Raw genomic sequence first — 18,145 nt, 5'->3', positions numbered from 1 at the left:
GAATAGGCTTATTCTTCTTTTATTTTACCATAGCATTACAGTGTTCGACAGTTTACAGCAGGGAGCGGCAGGCGTTTTAAACGATAATACGTACAGAGAAGACAAGCGTTTCCTGGCTGAGCATCCTTCATTGAGAACAGCAGGGGTTTATCGTATACTGTGGACGGGAAGAGGAGGTGCATGATGAATAAATGGGTGAAAACACTGCTAATCTTGGCCGGATCGGCATTCTTGACACGGTTCATTCCGTTCTCGTCTCTGTTCCGTAACCTGGACACGATGATTCACGAATTCGGCCATGCGCTGGTCACGCTGCTCTTATCGGGCAAGGTGCTACGCATTGAGTTGTATGCCGATCATAGTGGAGTAACCTATTCTGCAATCCAGGCGGGAGGACGGGCGATTGGAGTGGCATTGGCGGGGTACCCGCTGGCGTCTTTGTTTGCGCTGCTGCTGTTCTTTCTCTATGGAAAAGGAAAGATACGCTTCGGTCTGGGCTTGACCACCGGTATAGCGATAATTATGCTGCTGCTGTACGTCCGGAGCAGCTTCGGAATGGTGTGGCTGGGCGGATTTATCGCCTTGAACATCGTTATGCTATTCTTCTGGGACAGAGTCAGCAAGTATTACTATCTGCTGCTGGCGTTCCTTACTCTGGAGGAGTCCGTGACGGGGACTCTTTATCTGGTAACCGCTTCGGTGACTTCACCGTCCCGCGCTGGTGATGCTGGCAATCTGGCAAGGCTAACGGGAGTTCCGTCGCTTTTCTGGGCGGCGCTGTTCTTTCTGTTCTCCCTGCTGTGCGCGAAGTGGGCCTTGGAATTTTTCTTTAAAGCCCAGCGGATGCGTACAGGCAGAAAAGGTTAGCGGTAGGGATGGATATTTTTCTACATATATCGACATTTGAATTTTCACTTTTAAGGGGCAACCTGGTCTATTTGACGGAGTTGGCTCTTTTTTTGTCGATTTTATAACCCCGAACATATATTCCATGACAAGGAGTTGTCCGCCATTATTGGTACATTAATAGAAGAACCAAAAAAAGAAAGAGGTGGAAATATGCAAGCAAGTATTCAGCCGATATTTACTTGGAGTCAAGAACATATTTTTGCAGGTGGGACCCATAATATTGTTTTGCTGGTGGAATGGAGAGGTATTGTAAAAGTAGATCAACTTCGTAAACGAAGCCATAAAATAGCCGCACGTGACATCGAACTGCGAATATGGCTTGAACCCCACCTGAACCTCACCGCATGCCATGGCTGCAGGGCAGAAGCAGGAGAAGGACGTTCACTGCTGCTAAACCTGGGAAATATTCTTTGCGGACAGCACAAGTATCTGGCGCTGGAATTTTCAACCATCTCTATGCCAGCCGGTAAACATGATGCCTTATGGGTGCAGTGGCTTTACAAACAGCCGCCAGGAGGGCGAATACGCGAACTGCCCTTGCAGAAATTAAGCCTGGAATATAGCCGTCATACAGCTGTTGCCAGAGACACCGTCTGCTTTCATGTAGAGAAGCACCTGGAATTGTTGAAAATCCCTATCATGCTTGACGAAATCGCGCTACTAAAGGACAAGGGGCAGTACATCGAGGCTGCAGAGCGCCTTCGCCGTCATGCTGATAATTTGCTGCTATTGTCCGCAAGATCCGGTGATTTGTCTCTGCTGAGGGAAGCGGAAGCGTTGTACAAACAGAGTGACAGAGAGCTGCAGGCGAAGGAAAAAGCGGCCGGTACTGAACATAGATAATGCATATTTGCGAAAAATACTTTATACATAAATAGCTTTATTTTTCATATTTTCAAGAACAAGAAACCGGGAATGTGATATATAATTGCGGTAAAATAGTAAAATAGTTCTATTATATTTTCCTAATCTCGGTTATTGCTTCCTTGGTTTCTAGATGTATATGACTAATTAACTTAAAAATAATGGGTCTATTTTACCATGAATCAAGGAGAACTGAATATGACAGACCGATTAATCCGGCTGATGCGCATTATTACGCTGGTTCAGGCCAAACCGGGTATTCTGGCCCGGGAACTAGCCGAGCGATGCGGCAACAGTGAAAGGACGATTTACCGGGATATGGATGCCCTTAGTGCTATGCATATTCCGATCACCCATTTGGGTCATGGGAAAGGTTATGCCTTTATCGGGAATTTTGCGTTGTACCCCTTGGACTGGTCAGATGAAGAAGCGATGGCATTTGCCCAGCTTCGCAACCTAATGGATGACATTAAACCGTTATTGCCTTCGGGCTTTGAGAGTGCCTATGAGAAGGTAATGGCGGCTGAATATAAGCATAGAGCTGACAAAGAAGAGAAGATGGAGATCGTGGGAAGAGAGGCGGGCACCGCCTGGATGGAAAGAGGTAGCATGCAACCGGAACATCCTGCATTTTTGATCGAGGTGTTCGTCGCCATGTTGAAGCAGAAAAGCATCCAAGTCGATTATAGCGAGAATTCGCATGAAGAGAAGGGGATCGCTATTGATCCCTATTATCTTATACCGCTGGAGAATAGATTTTATTTAATCGGTTATTGTCACCGCTTCGGTGTAATGCGTACTTTTCATACGAATGGACTCTCTAATGTTAAACCCCTCAAGTACGGATTCTCCAAAGATAATTTTGATCTGCAGGCTTTTATGAAACATAAATGGGAGCTGGATAAGGATAGTCTGCAGGTCGAATTTAAAATTAAGTTCTCTGAATGGTCCATGGAGCGGATCAGGAAAGAGGGGATGTTGATGAAGCCGGCCAGGATGGATCGTGAGAATCGTTTTTTCCAGTTTAAAGTGTCTGTGGATCAGGAAATCACATTCGTACGCTGGATCCTCGAATTTGGAGAAGAAGCTGAACTTGTGGAGCCATCATATTACCGTGAAGTCATGCGGCATCAATTAGAGAAAGGACTGTCGCTGTATAAATAGCGCAGTCTTTTTTTTGCACAAAATGTATTCTGACTAACCTTATAAGGTAATTTTATATAACAAATTTTTCTTGTATACCTTGGATTTATATAGTAATGTTATACATTAATTAGATATAATTACTTCTTAAGGCCTTATTCTCCCACGATATGTTAACTACAGGTTACTTAAACTTCCCAATTCTCCGTTATTTTGTTCACCCTTATTTGACCTTTGTTCAATTTTTAAACAGAAGAGAGGTATCATTCTTTGTCTGAACCCATTTTAAAAATTGAGAATTTGCATACCCATTTTTTTACTGATCGCGGAGAAATTCCGGCTGTTGATGGTGTTGATCTTTACATTAATCCTGGCGAGGTGCTGGGTGTAGTTGGAGAATCCGGCTGTGGCAAAAGCGTAACCTCGCTGTCCGTGCTGAGGCTGGTTCCCAGTCCCCCTGGCCGGATTGTAGAAGGCCGGATCTTTCTGAAAGGCCAGGATCTTGTAACGCTCAAGGAAAAGGAGATGCGCAAGATTCGCGGAGATGCGGTTTCGATGATCTTTCAGGAGCCGATGACCTCGCTTAATCCACTGTTTACCGTCGGGCAGCAAATCATTGAGACTGTGCGCCTGCACCGGGGTATGTCCAAAAGACAAGCACGGGATCACGCCGTGGATATGCTGCGCAAAGTCGGTATTCCAAGACCGGAGTCCATTATTGATGAATACCCCCATCAATTGTCGGGCGGTATGCGCCAAAGAGTCATGATCGCAATGTCAATCTCCTGCAATCCGGAGCTGCTGATTGCTGATGAGCCTACCACCGCGCTTGATGTGACGATCCAGGCCCAGATTCTGGACTTGATCCGCAGGCTGAATGAAGAGCAGGGAACGGCTGTCATGATGATCACCCATGATTTGGGTGTAGTTGCGGAGATGTGCCATCGTGTGGCCGTTATGTATGCAGGCAAAGTAGTAGAGGAGGGCAGTGTGCATGATATCTTTAAACACCCACTGCATCCCTATACACGTGGCTTGATTCAATCCGTACCGAGAATGGACGAGACCCGTGAGCGTCTGTACTCCATTCCGGGCAATGTGCCTGTACTTAGCACAGAAATGCAGGGCTGCCGGTTCGCACCGCGATGTGCGGAGGCCATGGAGATATGTCATGAATCGCTTCCGCAGCTCACTCTACAGGAAGAACAGCACAGCTGCCGCTGTTGGCTGCATGAAAGAAGTCAGGAGGATGCGGTATGAGCGGAAATCTGCTGGAGGTCAAAGGACTGAAGAAATACTATCCGGTGCAAAAAGGATTTCTTAATTCTACAGCGGGGTTCGTGAAGGCGGTCGATGATATTTCTTTTGCGATCCGAAGAGGAGAGACCTTCGGGCTCGTGGGGGAAAGTGGCTGCGGCAAATCGACTGCAGGCCGGTCGCTGCTGCGGTTAATGGAGCCGACGGCGGGGGAGGTTCTTTTTGAAGGCCGGGACATTACAAAGCTCTCTGCTGGAGGACTGCGCAAGCAGCGCCGTGAGATGCAGATGGTGTTCCAAGACCCGTTCTCGTCACTTGATCCCCGGCACACCGTAGAGCGGATTCTAGAGGAGCCCATGATAGTGCACCGTACCGGCAATGCCAGGGAACGCCGGGCCGCCGTGGACAAGCTCGCTGATGTGGTGGGACTGGCGAAAAGTCAATTGCAACGGTATCCACATCAGTTCTCTGGCGGGCAACGACAGCGGATTGGTATTGCCCGGGCGCTTGCCCTTCAGCCCAAGCTGATTGTGGCCGATGAGCCGGTCTCTGCGCTGGATGTATCCATACAGTCTCAGGTCATTAATCTCATGCAGGATTTACAGCACGAATTTGGATTGACATATCTTTTTATTGCCCATGACCTTAGTGTCGTCAAGCATATCTGCGACCGGGTTGCCGTTATGTATCTGGGTAGAATCATTGAAATCACGGACAAACACTCGTTATACGCCCACCCTCAGCACCCCTACACCAAGGCTTTGTTATCTGCTGTTCCCGAACCTGATCCTGATATCCGCAAGCAGCGAATCATTCTCCAGGGCGAGGTGCCAAGCCCGGCTAATGCGCCGGTTGGCTGCTCTTTTCATACCCGTTGTCCACAGGCGATGGAGGTATGCCGCAAGGAAAGACCACCGCTGCTGGAGACGGACTCTGCCCATTTCACCGCTTGTCACTTGTATGACGGAACAATCCACTCACAGCTCGCTTAATCCGACAGCTTAGAAAGCATAGATACCGGTTTATGGCTGTGCTTTGGCACAGCTCTATATAAACACTTTAATACTTTCAATAGCAGAAGGGAGTTTTCGATGAGATGAAGAAATGGGGTAGTCTTGTACTGGTTTTAACGCTTAGTCTGGCGTTCACGCTGAGCGGCTGCGGAGGCAGCAACAATGCGGGTAAGGACGGCAATACTGGAGGCAACGCAGCAGCAACCAATGCTCCGGTTGAGGCCACGGACAAGCCCAAAGAGGTTCAGGATACGTTAGTTCTGGGACGAGGTGGAGATTCTGCTTCGCTCGATCCGGCGATTGTCACTGATGGCGAGTCCCTGAAGATCTCCCATCAAGTATTCGACTCTTTGCTGGAATATAAGCCGGGTACTTCCGAAGTTCAGGCTTCCCTCGCTGACAGCTGGGAAGTGACTCAGGGCGGCTTGACCTATACATTCAAGCTTCACCCTGGGGTGAAGTTCCATGACGGCACCGATCTTAACGCCGAGGCTGTCGTGTTTAACTTCGAACGCTGGAATGATCCGAAGAGTGAGTTCAAATTCGAGGGTGACTCGTTCGATTATTATGATTCCATGTTCGGTCCAGACGGCAGCCGTGTCATTAAAGAAGTTAAGGCAGTGGATGAAGGTACGGTACAAATTATTTTGAACCAGCCGCAGGCGCCTTTCCTGCAGAACATCGCGATGACCTCCTTTGGGATTGCCAGCCCTACAGCGATCAAGGAGAAGAAGGCGAACTTCAAGAATGAGCCGGTCGGTACGGGGCCGTTTGTTTTCAAGGAATGGAAACGAAATGATTCCATCACCCTGGAGAAGAATGCCGCCTACTGGAAATCGGGATTGCCGAAGCTGAACAAAGTCATCGTGCGTTCCATACCGGACAATTCGGCCCGGTTCACGGCCTTGCAGAACGGCGAGATTGATCTGATGGAAGACTTAAGTCCAGATGATCTGTCTACGCTGGAGAGCAACAGTAATCTGCAAAAAATTGAGCGTCCGCCGTTTAACGTTTCTTATCTAGGCTTTAACTTCAAGAAGAAGCCGTTTGACAATGTAAAAGTTAGACAAGCGTTGAATCATGCGGTGAACAAACAAGCCATTATTGATGCTTTCTTCTCTGGCCAGGCCAAGCCGGCCGTTAATCCAATGCCGCCTTCACTGTGGGGCTACAATGACAGCGTGAAGGATTATGAATTTGATCTGGACAAAGCCAAGTCACTGCTTGCAGAAGCAGGGTATCCGAATGGACTGCCCGACCCTGTAACCTTGTACGCTATGCCTGTACCTCGTCCTTATATGCCTGATGGCAAGAAGGTGGCAGAGGCCATTCAGGCGGATTGGGAGAAGATCGGTGTGAAAACGGTGATTGAATCACCAGAATGGGCTACGTATCTGGATGATACCAAGGCGGGCGAGAAAGACGATATCTATATGCTTGGCTGGACCGGAGACAACGGCGATCCGGATAATTTTATCTACACTCTGCTCGACAAAGATGCCATTCCAAGCAATAACCGGACCTTCTATGTCAATGAAGAACTGCATACCCTGCTAGTTGGCGCTCAGAAGGAAACAGATCAGGGCAAGCGCTCCGATTTATATAAGAAGGCACAGGAAATAATCAAAGCTGATGCTCCGTGGGTTCCATTGGTGCACACGACGCCGCTTCTGGCCGGCAAAGCTAATCTGAAGGGATTTGTACCGGGTCCGACAGGCACGGAATATTACAGCGAAGTGTACTTCGAATAGCTGTGTTAAGCTGTGCATGGTTTTAACCGTCGTTAGAGTACCATTACACCTTTGGAAGGTGAGCCGACTTTGAATGCCTACCTATTAAAAAGAGTCATGGTTTTAATTCCTGTATTGATTGGCATGACGATTATTGTATTCTCTATTATTCATGCTATTCCCGGTGATCCGGCCGAGACGATTCTCGGTCAAAAGGCTACGGAACAGTCCAAGCAGGCGCTGCGTGATCAACTCGGTCTCGATAAGCCCTGGTTTCAGCAGTATTTGAATTACATGGGAGATTTGGTGAAGGGAGATTTCGGTACCTCGATCCGCACAAAAATGCCGATTGCGAAGGAGATTCTGCCCTATCTGGCCGCAACGCTGGAATTAACGGTAGCCAGTATGCTGTTTGCTACCCTGGTGGGTGTGAATGCGGGGATCCTTAGTGCCTGGCGACAGAACTCGTGGTTTGATTATAGCGCCATGATTATTGCGCTCATCGGGGTCTCCATGCCCATCTTCTGGCTAGGACTCATGGAACAATTAATATTCGCCCTGAAACTCCAATGGCTTCCTTCGATTGGGCGGATGGACCAGCGTAATCCGGTGGATAGCATCACCAATCTCTATGTCATCGATACGATCCTGGCAGGACGCTGGGACCAGCTATGGACAGTCATCAAGCATTTGATTCTGCCAAGTATGGCACTCGGAACGATTCCGATGGCAATTATTGCCCGGATGACCCGTTCCAGCATGCTTGAGGTTATGAATTCCGATTATATCCGCACAGCCAAGGCGAAAGGCATGTCGCAGTTTCTGGTCGTGTACAAGCATGCACTGAAGAATGCACTTATTCCTGTGCTGACCGTAATCGGCTTGCAGACAGGCGCACTGCTGGGCGGTGCGGTGCTCACCGAGACCATTTTTGCCTGGCCGGGTGTAGGGCGCTACATCTTTGAAGCCATCAGTTCACGCGACTATCCTGTCATCCAGACGGGGATTCTGGTGATTGCTTTTATTTTCGTAATCATTAATCTGCTGGTCGATCTGCTATACGCCGTTATTGATCCGCGCATTAATTACAAGTGAGGGTGAATCTATGTCACAGCCAACAATCCATGCAACGTCTCCCAGTAATGTTCCCGCTAAGGAGGCATCCGGCCCCTGGCGCGATGCGTGGCGGGCCTTCCGTAAGAACAAGACGGCGATGCTGGGACTGGGGATCATCCTATTCTTCGTAATGATTGCGCTCTTGGCGCCGTGGATTGCACCCTATGACTACAAGGAGCAGGAACTGGTGAACCGTCTGAAGCCACCTTCGGCCCAGCATTGGCTTGGTACCGACGATCTCGGCCGGGATCTGTTCAGCCGATTGATCTATGGAGCGCGGATTTCCTTATGGGTTGGTTTTTTTTCCGTCATCGGCTCTATGATTGCCGGAACCATCCTGGGAGTGCTCGCAGGTTTTTACGGGAAATGGATCGATATGTTGATTTCCCGTATGTTTGATATTCTGCTGGCGTTTCCGAGCATTCTGCTCGCTATTGCCATTGTGGCGATTCTGGGCCCTTCCTTGCAAAATGCGTTATATGCCATCGCCATCGTCAACATTCCAACCTATGGGAGATTGGTGAGAGCCAAAGTGCTCAGTCTGAGAACGGAAGAGTATATCACCGCAGCTCGGGCGATAGGCATGAAGGATAGCCGCATTCTGATCACCCATATCTTGCCAAATAGTCTAACACCGATTATCGTGCAGGGTACCCTAGGTATCGCACATGCGATTATTGAAGCCGCCGCACTTGGCTTTCTGGGTCTAGGTGCCCAACCACCTGATCCGGAGTGGGGGAAGATACTTTCCGACTCTCGGCAGTTTATTCAGAAAGCGCCGTGGACAGTCATTTTTCCGGGTCTGTCCATTATGCTGACTGTGCTGGGCTTCAACCTTATAGGTGACGGCCTGCGTGATGTGCTGGACCCCAGAATGAAAAAATAAACCATGAAGCAAGCCCTTTCGGTGCGCATTACCGAAAGGGCTATTTTATACTTCAAATTGAGCTTCCTATATAATAGAAGATTTTTATTATCTATCAGGGGTTTCGTCCGACCTGCTGCTTGCCTGCCCGCTGTGTGTCGGAGAGCTTGATTAGTTCCGAGACGGTGACGAACCGGTACCCCTGCTTTTTCAACTCTGGCAGAATGATCTTCAGTGCCTGTCTTGTTTGCGATTTTCCATGTACATGGTCGTGAAAAAGCACAATATCGCCGTTATGGGCATTCCGAATCACCTTGTTCGAGATGGCATAGACCCCCGGTCTGTTCCAGTCACGGGTATCCTGATGCCAGGACCAGAGGATGGGCTTCAGCCCCATTTGATTGGACACATTAATCAGAGTCTCATCGTACATTCCTCCAGGCGGACGGAACAGGTTGCTTCGCTTGCCCGAGACCTTGATAATTTCTTTCTCCGTTAGATCCAGTTCCTCGTGCACTTGCTTTTCGGAGATAGGCCGCTTGAAATACACGTGATTATAAGTATGGTTAGCCAGTTCATGACCCTCGGCAACCACCCGCCGGGCGATATCGGGATAAGCAGCAATCCGTTTTCCAATTGCAAAAAATGTACTCTTGGCATTGTACTGCTGCAGCAAATCCAGAATTAGCTCGGTTTCCGCTGGATCCGGACCGTCATCGAAGGTGAGGGCAATCACCTTTTGACTGGTATGTACCTCCCAGATCATGTCGCCCCGTTTCTCAAAATAGTAGCGGTTCTTGACTATCGGGCTGGCCAGTGTATATGGCGTACAGCAGAGCAGCAGGGCTAATGCAGCCGAAATGACCCTATACGCTCTTTTCATGGATGCCCCCCCTTTTTTCTTAGGTTCAGTTATATAGAATGCACCTTTGGCAGGAGGAAATATGCAGAGGGAGGGCGAGATGGGAAAAACTGTGCTGGATCAGGATCTTCTGAACTTGCCGCCGTAAAAACAGCGCAGATAAAAATATAAACTCGTAACGAGAAAGAATAAGATGCTCTCCAGCATAAAGATCCATAGTTCGGAAAATAGACCTTGTAACAGCTGCCGACATCGTGAAGCCCCCGCCACAGCCAGGAGTAGAATTCCGATGTCACAGAGCATCAAAAGCAGGATCCCGTGAAGCTTCCGCTTATGAATATGTAGAGCTTTCAGGTTCCAGAGTGAAGACACCAGCTCCATGGATATAATGGCTATTGCCGCTCCGGCATACCCAAAACCGGGAATGCCTACGAGCATATATTGCGCAAAAGTGGAGCAGGCCAGTCCTGAAAGCAGACCCCAGAAGGGAGCCTTCTTGACATCTTGTGCCCAGAGAATGCTGGTGGTCAGTTCGCGGAAGCCTACCAGAAGCGGGATAGAGGCCAGGTATTTGATCGGTGCAGTCGCTGCCGTCGTATTAAAGATGAGGATGGAAAGAATGTCAGCATGAACAAACAGAAACAGCCCGGAGGCGATTCCCCACAACCAGGAAATCTTCAAGGCCAGGTTTGCCAGATGATTGAATTTTTCCAAAGTGCCCTGCTGCCATTCAGCTGCGATACGGACCGATAGCGTATGGCTGAGTGCGCCTGTTACGAGCGTAGGGGCATAAACGACAATAGCGGCCATCCCGTAAATAACGCCGTACATGGCGGTTGCTTCGGAAGTGCTGTGGCCTGCTGCGAGCAGACGGCTGGGAACTAGCAAAGCGTCAATAAATTCCGAAGCCGGGATGAACATACGCGTCATGGAGATGACGAGCGAAGTTTTAAAGAATATCGTAACTGGCAATACTTTGGAGCGGCCCTGCGGGCGCGGCGAATGGGTGTCCAATGAAAGGTATATGGTTAACAGGGAAAAAGAGATAAATGCACCAAGAAAGGTGCCGTATAACCCTCCTCCCACAGCCTGATTCATGCCGAGCGGCAGGAGCTGTGCTGTGATTAGCACCATGCAGGTTACGCGAACAGCTTGCTCAGTGACTTCTGATAAAGCAATGATGCCAATACGTCCCAGTCCCTGCAAATAACCTCGCAGTAATCCGAGCAATGGAGCAGCAAACAGGGCAGGGGCCAGGCTGTGCAGCGCATGCTCCAGACCGGGATTACCAAGCAAAGTGGAGAGGGATGGTGAGTACCGGAAAACGACCAGACTAGCGGCTCCGCCTCCAAACATCAGAAGCACAGCAACAATCTTTAGAAACTGCCAGCCCTGTGCGGGTTTTCTGGCGGTTTCCAGAGCGAGCGCGGTGGGCAGCCCTCCGGCCAGCATCAATATAAAGCCGTAGAAGGAGTAGGCAATCTGATACAGCCCGATTCCTTCCGCGCCAGCAATTCTGGTGAGGATGATTCGTCCCGCCAGCCCGAACAGCTTGACCGCAACCATGGCGGCTGCCCGGATGGCAGATTGCTTGAATAGATGGGGCACAGCGCTACCTCCAGCGTAACGTATTCAATGTCGTGATCTTTAATTGTATGACATTGAAATGGCGTTATGCTGACAAGCTTAATCTCTGATATGGATCAACTCATATTTGGTGTACTTGTCCCATCCAAGGTCGAAAGGAACGCGGTAACGGTCTGCCGTATGAGAGTTGACCAGTGGATACCCGTATTCATCAAAGCCTGTGATAACTGAAAAATGATCCGTATCATTATGCTGCAGAATATAGCCGATCAGATCACCGGCCTGCAGCTGGGAGATGGCGCCATGAGCATGTTTTCTGGAAGGGGCTACTACTTCCTTATAGGTACCCTTGGCGACCATGGTGCCATAGCCGGAGCGTAGCAGGAAGTTGCGGAAGGCATCAGTCTGCACCCAAGTTTGAGTCCCCCCGGTCTGATAGAAGTATCGCCAGCCCGACTTCATCGGCAATCCTCCACCTTCCTCAGGATCACCAACCGCCTGAGAGGCAAAGTTAGTGCAATCGCCGCCTTTACCTGTATAGTCGAGATATTTGCGGTTATACCGATGATGATTGCCGGCCCCCCATGCGGTTCCTGCATATTTATCCGCATAAGCTACGGCACGAGAACGATTATAGCGACTTTTACCCGATGCGGCAGACGCAGGTTTTACAGAAGGGGCCAACCCGTCTGGACTGTCGGCAATCGTATCTGGATTCTCGTCCAGCGGGTCCAAATACCATTCGCGGGCGATTTTCCAGCTCCCATTGATTTTCTTCAGAGTCATAAAATGACGTGTGCCGATGCCAAAGGACTGTGGCGGAATCACTTCATTTAAATACACATAACTGAGCTTGAGTGATTGCACCAGGGACACCTTGGCCGTATCTCCGTTTACATTCCGGCGTATGATTCGAATGCTGCTATTGGCTTTGATGAGTTTGACAGACCTTTTCGCGGCCCATGCATTAACGTAAGCGGTTCGTTTGCTCTCGATATGGTAGGCATTTTTGCTTAATGTCTGTTGAATCAGATAAACGTCCTTTAACCGTTCCGTTTGCTGGTCGATCAGCGTCTGTGCGCGATCTGCGAAGATTTGCTTTAATGCGGCATCTACCTCTTGATTTTCTTTGCTTTCCTCTGCATTTACCATAGCAGCGGGCAAAGAAAAGGAGGTCAGAAGAATAAGGATGAGGGACAGGATACTGGTTTTTTTAAGCACAATCATAACTCACCTTTCTGCTTCGTGAAAACGACCAGCCTTTTCTCATGTTCTTTTTTCTTTCTGCTATATTTCCCTGTACAGGTGATAAGGGTTAACCGGTGTTCTGCGGTATCCCCGAATATTCGTTCTAATGGGGCCTGTTCGGTTGGGTAAATCTCAACAGATTCGACTGTGTAAGTAAGCCTGTGTGTGTTGTTTGAGACAATAATGCTATCGCCTGGCTTTAATTTTTTTAATTTAAAAAAAACGGCAGGACCGGTATAGCTGTCCACATGTCCGTCCAATACCACATTGCCCTTTGATCCCGGAAGGACGCCTGGATAAGAAATCCCAACCAGATCGGTTGATTCTGGCACGCCCATTTGCCCGCTTGGTAAAACAGACACCGGTTCAATTTCTGCAGCGACTTCTATAACGGGAATGGAAAGCCGGGTCGGCATAAACGGTTTTTCAGGTAGTGGAGGAGCGGAATGGACCGGTATGGGTTCTTTGGTTGGTTCAACTGTAATGTCATTTGCGGTTGTATTCGTCTGTGATTTTGTATGAAGATTATCTTTAGGTGTAGGTGCGGGCGTTGTTGCTGCGCAACCACAGCCATAGAAGGCGATACTGGTGAGTAGCAAGACAAGGATCCAATTTTTCATAATTATAAGAGAAAGAGGGAGTTATCCTCCCCCTTTCGTCCTCCTTACTCCGTTTGTTCGCTCGCGCCGCCGAAGCCTGTTTTCGGCAATTTAGTGGCTTTGGTGCTAATGCCTTTTGTTTTGATGCTCTTAGCTTTCAAGCTCTTGGCTTTTAAAGTTTTGTGTCCCAAGCTTTTGGCTTTTAGGCTCTTCGCATGTGTTCCTTTGGCATGAGCTTTATGGTGTGCCTTAGCTTTGTGTTTAGTTTGAGCATGTGCTTTCTTCTCATGTTTCGTAGGCTCAACCGGAGCCGCACTAGCAGCTGATACGGCGGACATCAACAAGCAGGCAGAAATGGCGGCAACAGCTAATTTCTTCATAAATGTATTTCCTCCTCAAAATGTGTTTTTCCCCTGCACAGTAATATCTCCAGACCGCATAGTAATTAGATTGATAAATTGTTTCCAGTTGTTAATTACTAACCTGCTCGCTTTTTGTTACTTTCTTTTGTTTGGCTTATATAGGTGAAAGTTCGGGGTAATATGTTCTATAATAAATTACTAAATAAAGATTTCAGGATAGGGTGGGGAACATGACACTGATTGACAAAAGAGAACACCGGCAGTATCCGGAGATTACACGCCTGGAGACGTCGCGTGCTGCTTATGAACGAGATTATTCCCGCCTGATTCACTCGCCGACGTTTCGAAGGCTTCAGGGGAAATCCCAGGTCTTCGGCGCAGGCACTGGTGATTACTACCGCACACGCTTGACTCATTCGCTGGAAGTCGCCCAGATCGCCCGCGAGGCCGCTAAAAGCCTGCTGCGATCCTATCCGGAAGTGGAGACCGGACAGGCTGACAATCCTGGTCTGGTGATTGATCCGGAGGTGGTGGAGTGTGCGGCTATTGCTCATGATTTCGGCCATCCGCCCTTTGGACATAAAGGAGAAGAGGTCCTGGACAGCATTTTGCAGCAGTTGATTGAGAATAAAACGAATGAAGCAGCCCGCCTGGCAGGTGCTGATCCTGCAGAGAAGCTGTTTATCCAGGATGAGATGAAGCAGCGCTACGAGCATTTTGAAGGGAATGCTCATAATTTCCGTCTGATTATGTTCCTGGAGAAGCGGGAGAACATTGACGGTTTAAACTTGTCCGATGCTGTACTGCTGGGCATTAATAAATATCCTTTTCCAGGTACAGTGTTGAAGAAAGGCTTGTATTTGCATGAATGGGAATACATCTCTGAAATCCGCAGCGATTGGGGAATTCCTGCCGGTAAGAAAACACTGGAGGCCCAGCTCATGGATCTCTGTGACGACATAGCCTACTCAGCACATGATCTTGAGGATGGTATTAAGGCTGGTAAGATCGAAGTACATGAACACTTCATGCATGATGACTATATCCAGCGTCTGATTGTCGAGAAGATCACTACGCTGGAGGATTTCTTCTGGCAGGGCTGGGAGACCGAGAGCATTCGGGCTAAGGTGGAGGAGGTTCTCAGTGCATTCCTTCGTGTCTGGAAGGAGAAGCTGCCGACCTGTGAAAATGATTATTCCAGAACCCGCCGGGAAGTGAAGGCCTACTGGGTCAGCACCTTTGTGGCCAGTCTTGGCGTGATCACGGATGGGGACTGGAAGAAGGTTACCTTCATTAAAGAGGGGCAGGAGGATACGGATATGCTGCGTACAGTCAGTGTCCTGAAAAGCTTCGCATGGGTCACCATGATTCGCGATTTACGGGTACAGCGGCTTCAGAAAAGAAGTGAATGGATTCTTCGTCGGCTCTGGGGAGCCTTCCTGGACCCGGATACCTCTAAAGCCATTATTCCGTCCGACTGGCTGCAGCGCTTTGAGAAGGACCAGCGGCAGGCAAAGCCGATCTGGACCTGGGAGCATATGGTTATTGATTATATCGCTGGCATGACAGATGCCTTCGCTGAGAAAATATACAATGAACTGTACGGTCTTAAGGTTGGTTCAATTTACGATCTCGATTAGGGTGACGGTACATCACATTTGAAAGGAGAGGCAGTTATGGAACCACTGCGGCTGGGCGTGCTGGATTTGGCTCCGCGTTTGTCTGGGATTAGCGCGGAAACAGCATTGCGAGAGGCGTTGCTGCTGGCTCAGTCAGCAGAAGCCTGGGGCTATCATCGCTATTGGGTAGCGGAGCATCATGATATTCAGGGATTGGCCTGTCCATCGCCTGAAGTGCTGCTGGGGCATATTGGCGCATTGACCTCCCGGATTCAGCTTGGCTCCGGCGCGCTGCTCCTGCCCCATTACAGCCCGCTGAAGGTCGTGGAATCGTTCCACCTGTTATCAGCGCTGTGCCCGGGCAGAATCGAGCTTGGTCTCGGTCGGGCGCCGGGTGGGCCGCCGCATGCATCGATGGCGCTGAGCGGCAATTTCCTGAAAGCAGTAGCTGAGCTGCCCGAGACGATCAGGGCGGTGATGGAATTGCTTCAGGACGGCTACGCTTATGAGGGGCAGCCCGTTACCGCCCGGCCGCTGCCAGCCGTGCCGCCTGTGCCATGGTTACTCGGCACAGGCGTGCGCAGCGCGGAATATGCTGCCCGGTTTGGGACGGGCTATGTTTTTGGCAGCTACATGAGCGACAAAGAAGCTGAGCCGGTTCTGAAACAGTACCGGCGTAATTTTGAGCCTTCGCTGCTGATGCCGGAGCCGCGTAGCATGGTTGCGGTGGCTGTGATATGTGCAAGTAGCGCGGAGGAAGCTGCGCTGCTGGCTGAAGAGAGCAGATGGCCAGATCATGTAGAGCAGGGTGAGAGAGGCGCTGGCACTGGCACTGGCACTGGCGAAGATAAATCGGGACCGCCATTGCTATGCGGTACACCGCAGCAGCTTAAGGAGAATCTGGAGCAGATGGCCCATCGGTGTGGCACTGGTGAGCTGCTGATTTTTACACCACTCAAGGACTATGAGAAGCGGCGGGCTTCTTATCGCCTGCTTGCAGAAAGTGTACTATCCCCGGGCAAAACCATATAAATTAATGCACGCCACTTGCCGAAAATATAGGAAGGGGCGTTTTTTTTCGTCATTTTTGAAATGAAAAGAAAGATTTGTAAACTCAATGTAAAATGTTGAAAAAAGATGAGGGGGCTCAAGGATATGGACAAAGCTTCAGGATTCAAGAATAAAAGTAAAAACCCGGCTTCCCGCTTGCCGGCAGGCAGACTCAAGAAAATCATATCCAACGGCAAACGAAGCATCAGCTTTAAATTCACCTCGGCTTATGTGGCTTTGGCACTGCTAGTGGTGATCAGTGGGGTACTCTCTCTTTTTCAAATGAACCGGATGCAGTCAAACAGCAGTGAAATCATTAGAGGGCTGATCCCCGAATTGAACGAGATTCACAGCATCAATTATTATACGGAGCATATTATGTCGCTTACTTTGCAGCATATCCAAAGCTCTGACAAGACAGAGATGAGCAAGCTGGAGGAGGAACGCGACGCTTATATCCGTAATGTAGCTACTGCCATGAAGAGCTATCAGAGCAAGCTTCAAGGTGAGGAGCAGACCAAACGCTTCGAGTCCCTGCGCAGCAAATGGACGGAATACATGATGATGAATGACCAGGTACTGAAACTAAGTCAGGGGAACGATGACCAGTTAGCGCTGGAAGTGTCCCGGAAGGGTATCTCTGCTTTTAATAACATGCAGGAGGACATGGAAGCCCTTGTGAAACACAGCGTGGAAGAAGGCAACAGCAAGGATAAGATTTCGGCAAACATTTTCCAAGGCTCCGTTATCGTGACGGTCATAACCATGCTGCTTGTGCTTGTAGTGATCGGGATCATCAATCTGGTCATCAACCGGGCGATGATTGTTCCTCTGAAGAAAGTGACGGTCCATTTGAAACGAATTGCTACCGGAGATTTGCAGGCCGAGGACACTCTGATTGGCAACGAGGATGAAATCGGCGTGCTGGCGAATACCGTGAATGAAATGAATCATGCGTTGTTGGATATTGTTAAAAGAATCCGTAGTGTATCCCAGATCATTGGTGATCAGAGTGAAACGCTGGTTCGTTCCATCACCGAGACTAAAGAGGGCGGCATGCAGATTGCCGTTACGATGGAGGAACTTGCAACGGCTTCCGGAAGTCAGGCTGAGGCCGCAGTGGATGCGTCCAAAGCGATTGAGAATCTGAACAAGCTGATTGAAGATTTTACGGGAAAAAGTCATGAACTGGGACTATATTCACTGGAAGTACTACATAAAGGCGAACGAGGCAAAGTTCTGATGGACAGCTCTGTTACATATATGAAGCAGATCACAGAGGCAGTATTGCAGTCTATGGCTACCCTGGAACAACTCAATAAGAAAAATGAGGGGATTTTTCGGCTTGTGGGTTCGATCCGTGGTATCGCCGAGCAGACCCATCTGCTGGCCATTAATGCAGCCATTGAAGCAGCAAGAGCTGGTGAGAGTGGACGCGGCTTTGCAGTGGTTGCGACAGAGGTGCGTAAGCTGTCTGAGGATGTACAGCGGACGGTAACGGAGATTACCGGCATTACGAAAGGGATTCAGCATGACTCCAAGGAAGTAGTGAGATATTTGCAGGACGGGGTAGTGAAGACCGAGGAAGGCAATGTGCAGATTGTGGAGACCGGGGCTGCGTTGTCAGACATTAATCAATCGGTTCAGGTGATGGTTGAAACAATGGAAGAGGTAGGAAACGATTTGAGACAGATGAAACAGTCCAGTGAGACGATGAATGAATTTAGCCAGCATATTTCGGCACTGTCACAGGAATCGGCCGCTTCGGTGGAAGAGACTTCGGCTTCAGCCCAGCAGCAGGTAAGCGCCACAAGCGAGGTCGCTGCCGGTGTTGAATATCTCAAATCCTTGTCCAGTGAGTTGAAGGAGTCTGTCTCCAGATTTCAAGTGTAATTAGCATTAAAAAAGCCTCCGCACCCTT

The 18,145-nt window shown here is 49.3% G+C and carries 16 protein-coding genes; 11 read left to right on the top strand and 5 right to left on the bottom strand.

What is annotated here, in order from left to right:
- The first annotated feature begins 183 nt into the window (after positions 1-183).
- The 8 genes from ACFVU8_RS25390 to nikC all read left to right on the top strand — a co-directional run bounded on the left by ACFVU8_RS25390 (position 184) and on the right by nikC (position 8,918).
- Positions 184-867, top strand: a complete 684-nt coding sequence (locus tag ACFVU8_RS25390) for a M50 family metallopeptidase (protein ID WP_387431188.1) — start codon at positions 184-186, stop codon at positions 865-867.
- A gap of 192 nt (positions 868-1,059) precedes the next feature.
- A complete protein-coding gene (locus ACFVU8_RS25385) occupies positions 1,060-1,752 on the top strand; it encodes a hypothetical protein (protein WP_387431046.1) in 693 nt (230 codons plus the stop codon).
- A gap of 219 nt (positions 1,753-1,971) precedes the next feature.
- Positions 1,972-2,937: a helix-turn-helix transcriptional regulator gene (locus tag ACFVU8_RS25380; protein ID WP_379467263.1), complete on the top strand. Its 966-nt coding sequence runs from the start codon at positions 1,972-1,974 to the stop codon at positions 2,935-2,937.
- Between the two features lie 249 nt (positions 2,938-3,186).
- Positions 3,187-4,176: an ABC transporter ATP-binding protein gene (locus ACFVU8_RS25375; protein WP_379467262.1), complete on the top strand. Its 990-nt coding sequence runs from the start codon at positions 3,187-3,189 to the stop codon at positions 4,174-4,176.
- Complete coding sequence (locus ACFVU8_RS25370) at positions 4,173-5,165, top strand: ABC transporter ATP-binding protein (protein ID WP_387431043.1); 993 nt, start codon at positions 4,173-4,175, stop codon at positions 5,163-5,165. Before ACFVU8_RS25375 ends, ACFVU8_RS25370 begins: the two co-directional genes overlap by 4 nt.
- Before the next feature lie 104 nt (positions 5,166-5,269).
- Complete coding sequence (locus ACFVU8_RS25365; protein ID WP_387431041.1) at positions 5,270-6,937, top strand: ABC transporter substrate-binding protein; 1,668 nt, start codon at positions 5,270-5,272, stop codon at positions 6,935-6,937.
- A gap of 69 nt (positions 6,938-7,006) precedes the next feature.
- Positions 7,007-8,011, top strand: a complete 1,005-nt coding sequence (locus tag ACFVU8_RS25360; RefSeq protein WP_379467260.1) for an ABC transporter permease — start codon at positions 7,007-7,009, stop codon at positions 8,009-8,011.
- A 10-nt stretch (positions 8,012-8,021) separates the two neighbouring features.
- Positions 8,022-8,918 carry a nickel transporter permease gene (nikC, locus tag ACFVU8_RS25355; protein ID WP_175373911.1) on the top strand — a complete coding sequence of 299 codons (897 nt, stop codon included), beginning with the start codon at positions 8,022-8,024 and terminating at the stop codon, positions 8,916-8,918.
- Positions 8,919-9,012: 94 nt separating this feature from the next.
- On the opposite strand, the gene ACFVU8_RS25350 is transcribed toward nikC, so the two are convergent.
- From ACFVU8_RS25350 to ACFVU8_RS25330, 5 genes are all read right to left on the bottom strand, one after another.
- Positions 9,013-9,780 carry a polysaccharide deacetylase family protein gene (locus ACFVU8_RS25350; RefSeq protein WP_387431040.1) on the bottom strand — a complete coding sequence of 256 codons (768 nt, stop codon included), beginning with the start codon at positions 9,778-9,780 and terminating at the stop codon, positions 9,013-9,015.
- A gap of 99 nt (positions 9,781-9,879) precedes the next feature.
- Positions 9,880-11,367: an oligosaccharide flippase family protein gene (locus ACFVU8_RS25345; protein WP_387431039.1), complete on the bottom strand. Its 1,488-nt coding sequence runs from the start codon at positions 11,365-11,367 to the stop codon at positions 9,880-9,882.
- A 78-nt stretch (positions 11,368-11,445) separates the two neighbouring features.
- Positions 11,446-12,573 (bottom strand): amidase domain-containing protein, encoded by a 1,128-nt coding sequence (locus ACFVU8_RS25340; protein WP_387431037.1) that lies wholly within the window; start codon positions 12,571-12,573, stop codon positions 11,446-11,448.
- Positions 12,570-13,193 carry a class F sortase gene (locus ACFVU8_RS25335; protein ID WP_387431034.1) on the bottom strand — a complete coding sequence of 208 codons (624 nt, stop codon included), beginning with the start codon at positions 13,191-13,193 and terminating at the stop codon, positions 12,570-12,572. The genes ACFVU8_RS25340 and ACFVU8_RS25335 overlap by 4 nt, the downstream gene beginning before the upstream one ends.
- Positions 13,194-13,258: 65 nt before the next feature.
- Positions 13,259-13,573 carry a hypothetical protein gene (locus tag ACFVU8_RS25330; RefSeq protein ID WP_379467255.1) on the bottom strand — a complete coding sequence of 105 codons (315 nt, stop codon included), beginning with the start codon at positions 13,571-13,573 and terminating at the stop codon, positions 13,259-13,261.
- Positions 13,574-13,785: 212 nt separating this feature from the next.
- On the opposite strand from ACFVU8_RS25330, the gene ACFVU8_RS25325 reads away from it, so the two are divergent.
- The 3 genes from ACFVU8_RS25325 to ACFVU8_RS25315 all read left to right on the top strand — a co-directional run bounded on the left by ACFVU8_RS25325 (position 13,786) and on the right by ACFVU8_RS25315 (position 18,117).
- Entirely contained in the window at positions 13,786-15,195 is a 1,410-nt protein-coding gene (locus ACFVU8_RS25325) for a deoxyguanosinetriphosphate triphosphohydrolase family protein (protein ID WP_175373915.1), read from the top strand.
- A gap of 36 nt (positions 15,196-15,231) precedes the next feature.
- Entirely contained in the window at positions 15,232-16,206 is a 975-nt protein-coding gene (locus ACFVU8_RS25320) for an MsnO8 family LLM class oxidoreductase (RefSeq protein WP_387431033.1), read from the top strand.
- Between the two features lie 123 nt (positions 16,207-16,329).
- Positions 16,330-18,117 carry a methyl-accepting chemotaxis protein gene (locus ACFVU8_RS25315; protein ID WP_387431031.1) on the top strand — a complete coding sequence of 596 codons (1,788 nt, stop codon included), beginning with the start codon at positions 16,330-16,332 and terminating at the stop codon, positions 18,115-18,117.
- Positions 18,118-18,145: the final 28 nt, after the last annotated feature.

It is taken from the genome of Paenibacillus sp. NPDC058177, assembly GCF_042883835.1.
GTDB classification, from domain to species: Bacteria; Bacillota; Bacilli; order Paenibacillales; family Paenibacillaceae; genus Paenibacillus_AQ; species Paenibacillus_AQ agri.
The sequence above is the reverse complement of the archived record's forward strand: the minus strand, read 5'-3'. Positions and strand labels throughout refer to the sequence as shown.

Coding starts and splice junctions, on each gene's coding strand:
- ACFVU8_RS25370 (WP_387431043.1), top strand. CDS start 4,173: ATGAGCGGAAATCTGCTGGAGGTCAAAGGACTGAAGAAATACTATCCG.
- ACFVU8_RS25340 (WP_387431037.1), bottom strand. CDS start 12,573: ATGATTGTGCTTAAAAAAACCAGTATCCTGTCCCTCATCCTTATTCTT.
- ACFVU8_RS25380 (WP_379467263.1), top strand. CDS start 1,972: ATGACAGACCGATTAATCCGGCTGATGCGCATTATTACGCTGGTTCAG.
- ACFVU8_RS25390 (WP_387431188.1), top strand. CDS start 184: ATGAATAAATGGGTGAAAACACTGCTAATCTTGGCCGGATCGGCATTC.
- ACFVU8_RS25350 (WP_387431040.1), bottom strand. CDS start 9,780: ATGAAAAGAGCGTATAGGGTCATTTCGGCTGCATTAGCCCTGCTGCTC.
- nikC (WP_175373911.1), top strand. CDS start 8,022: ATGTCACAGCCAACAATCCATGCAACGTCTCCCAGTAATGTTCCCGCT.
- ACFVU8_RS25325 (WP_175373915.1), top strand. CDS start 13,786: ATGACACTGATTGACAAAAGAGAACACCGGCAGTATCCGGAGATTACA.
- ACFVU8_RS25315 (WP_387431031.1), top strand. CDS start 16,330: ATGGACAAAGCTTCAGGATTCAAGAATAAAAGTAAAAACCCGGCTTCC.
- ACFVU8_RS25365 (WP_387431041.1), top strand. CDS start 5,270: ATGAAGAAATGGGGTAGTCTTGTACTGGTTTTAACGCTTAGTCTGGCG.
- ACFVU8_RS25320 (WP_387431033.1), top strand. CDS start 15,232: ATGGAACCACTGCGGCTGGGCGTGCTGGATTTGGCTCCGCGTTTGTCT.
- ACFVU8_RS25385 (WP_387431046.1), top strand. CDS start 1,060: ATGCAAGCAAGTATTCAGCCGATATTTACTTGGAGTCAAGAACATATT.
- ACFVU8_RS25330 (WP_379467255.1), bottom strand. CDS start 13,573: ATGAAGAAATTAGCTGTTGCCGCCATTTCTGCCTGCTTGTTGATGTCC.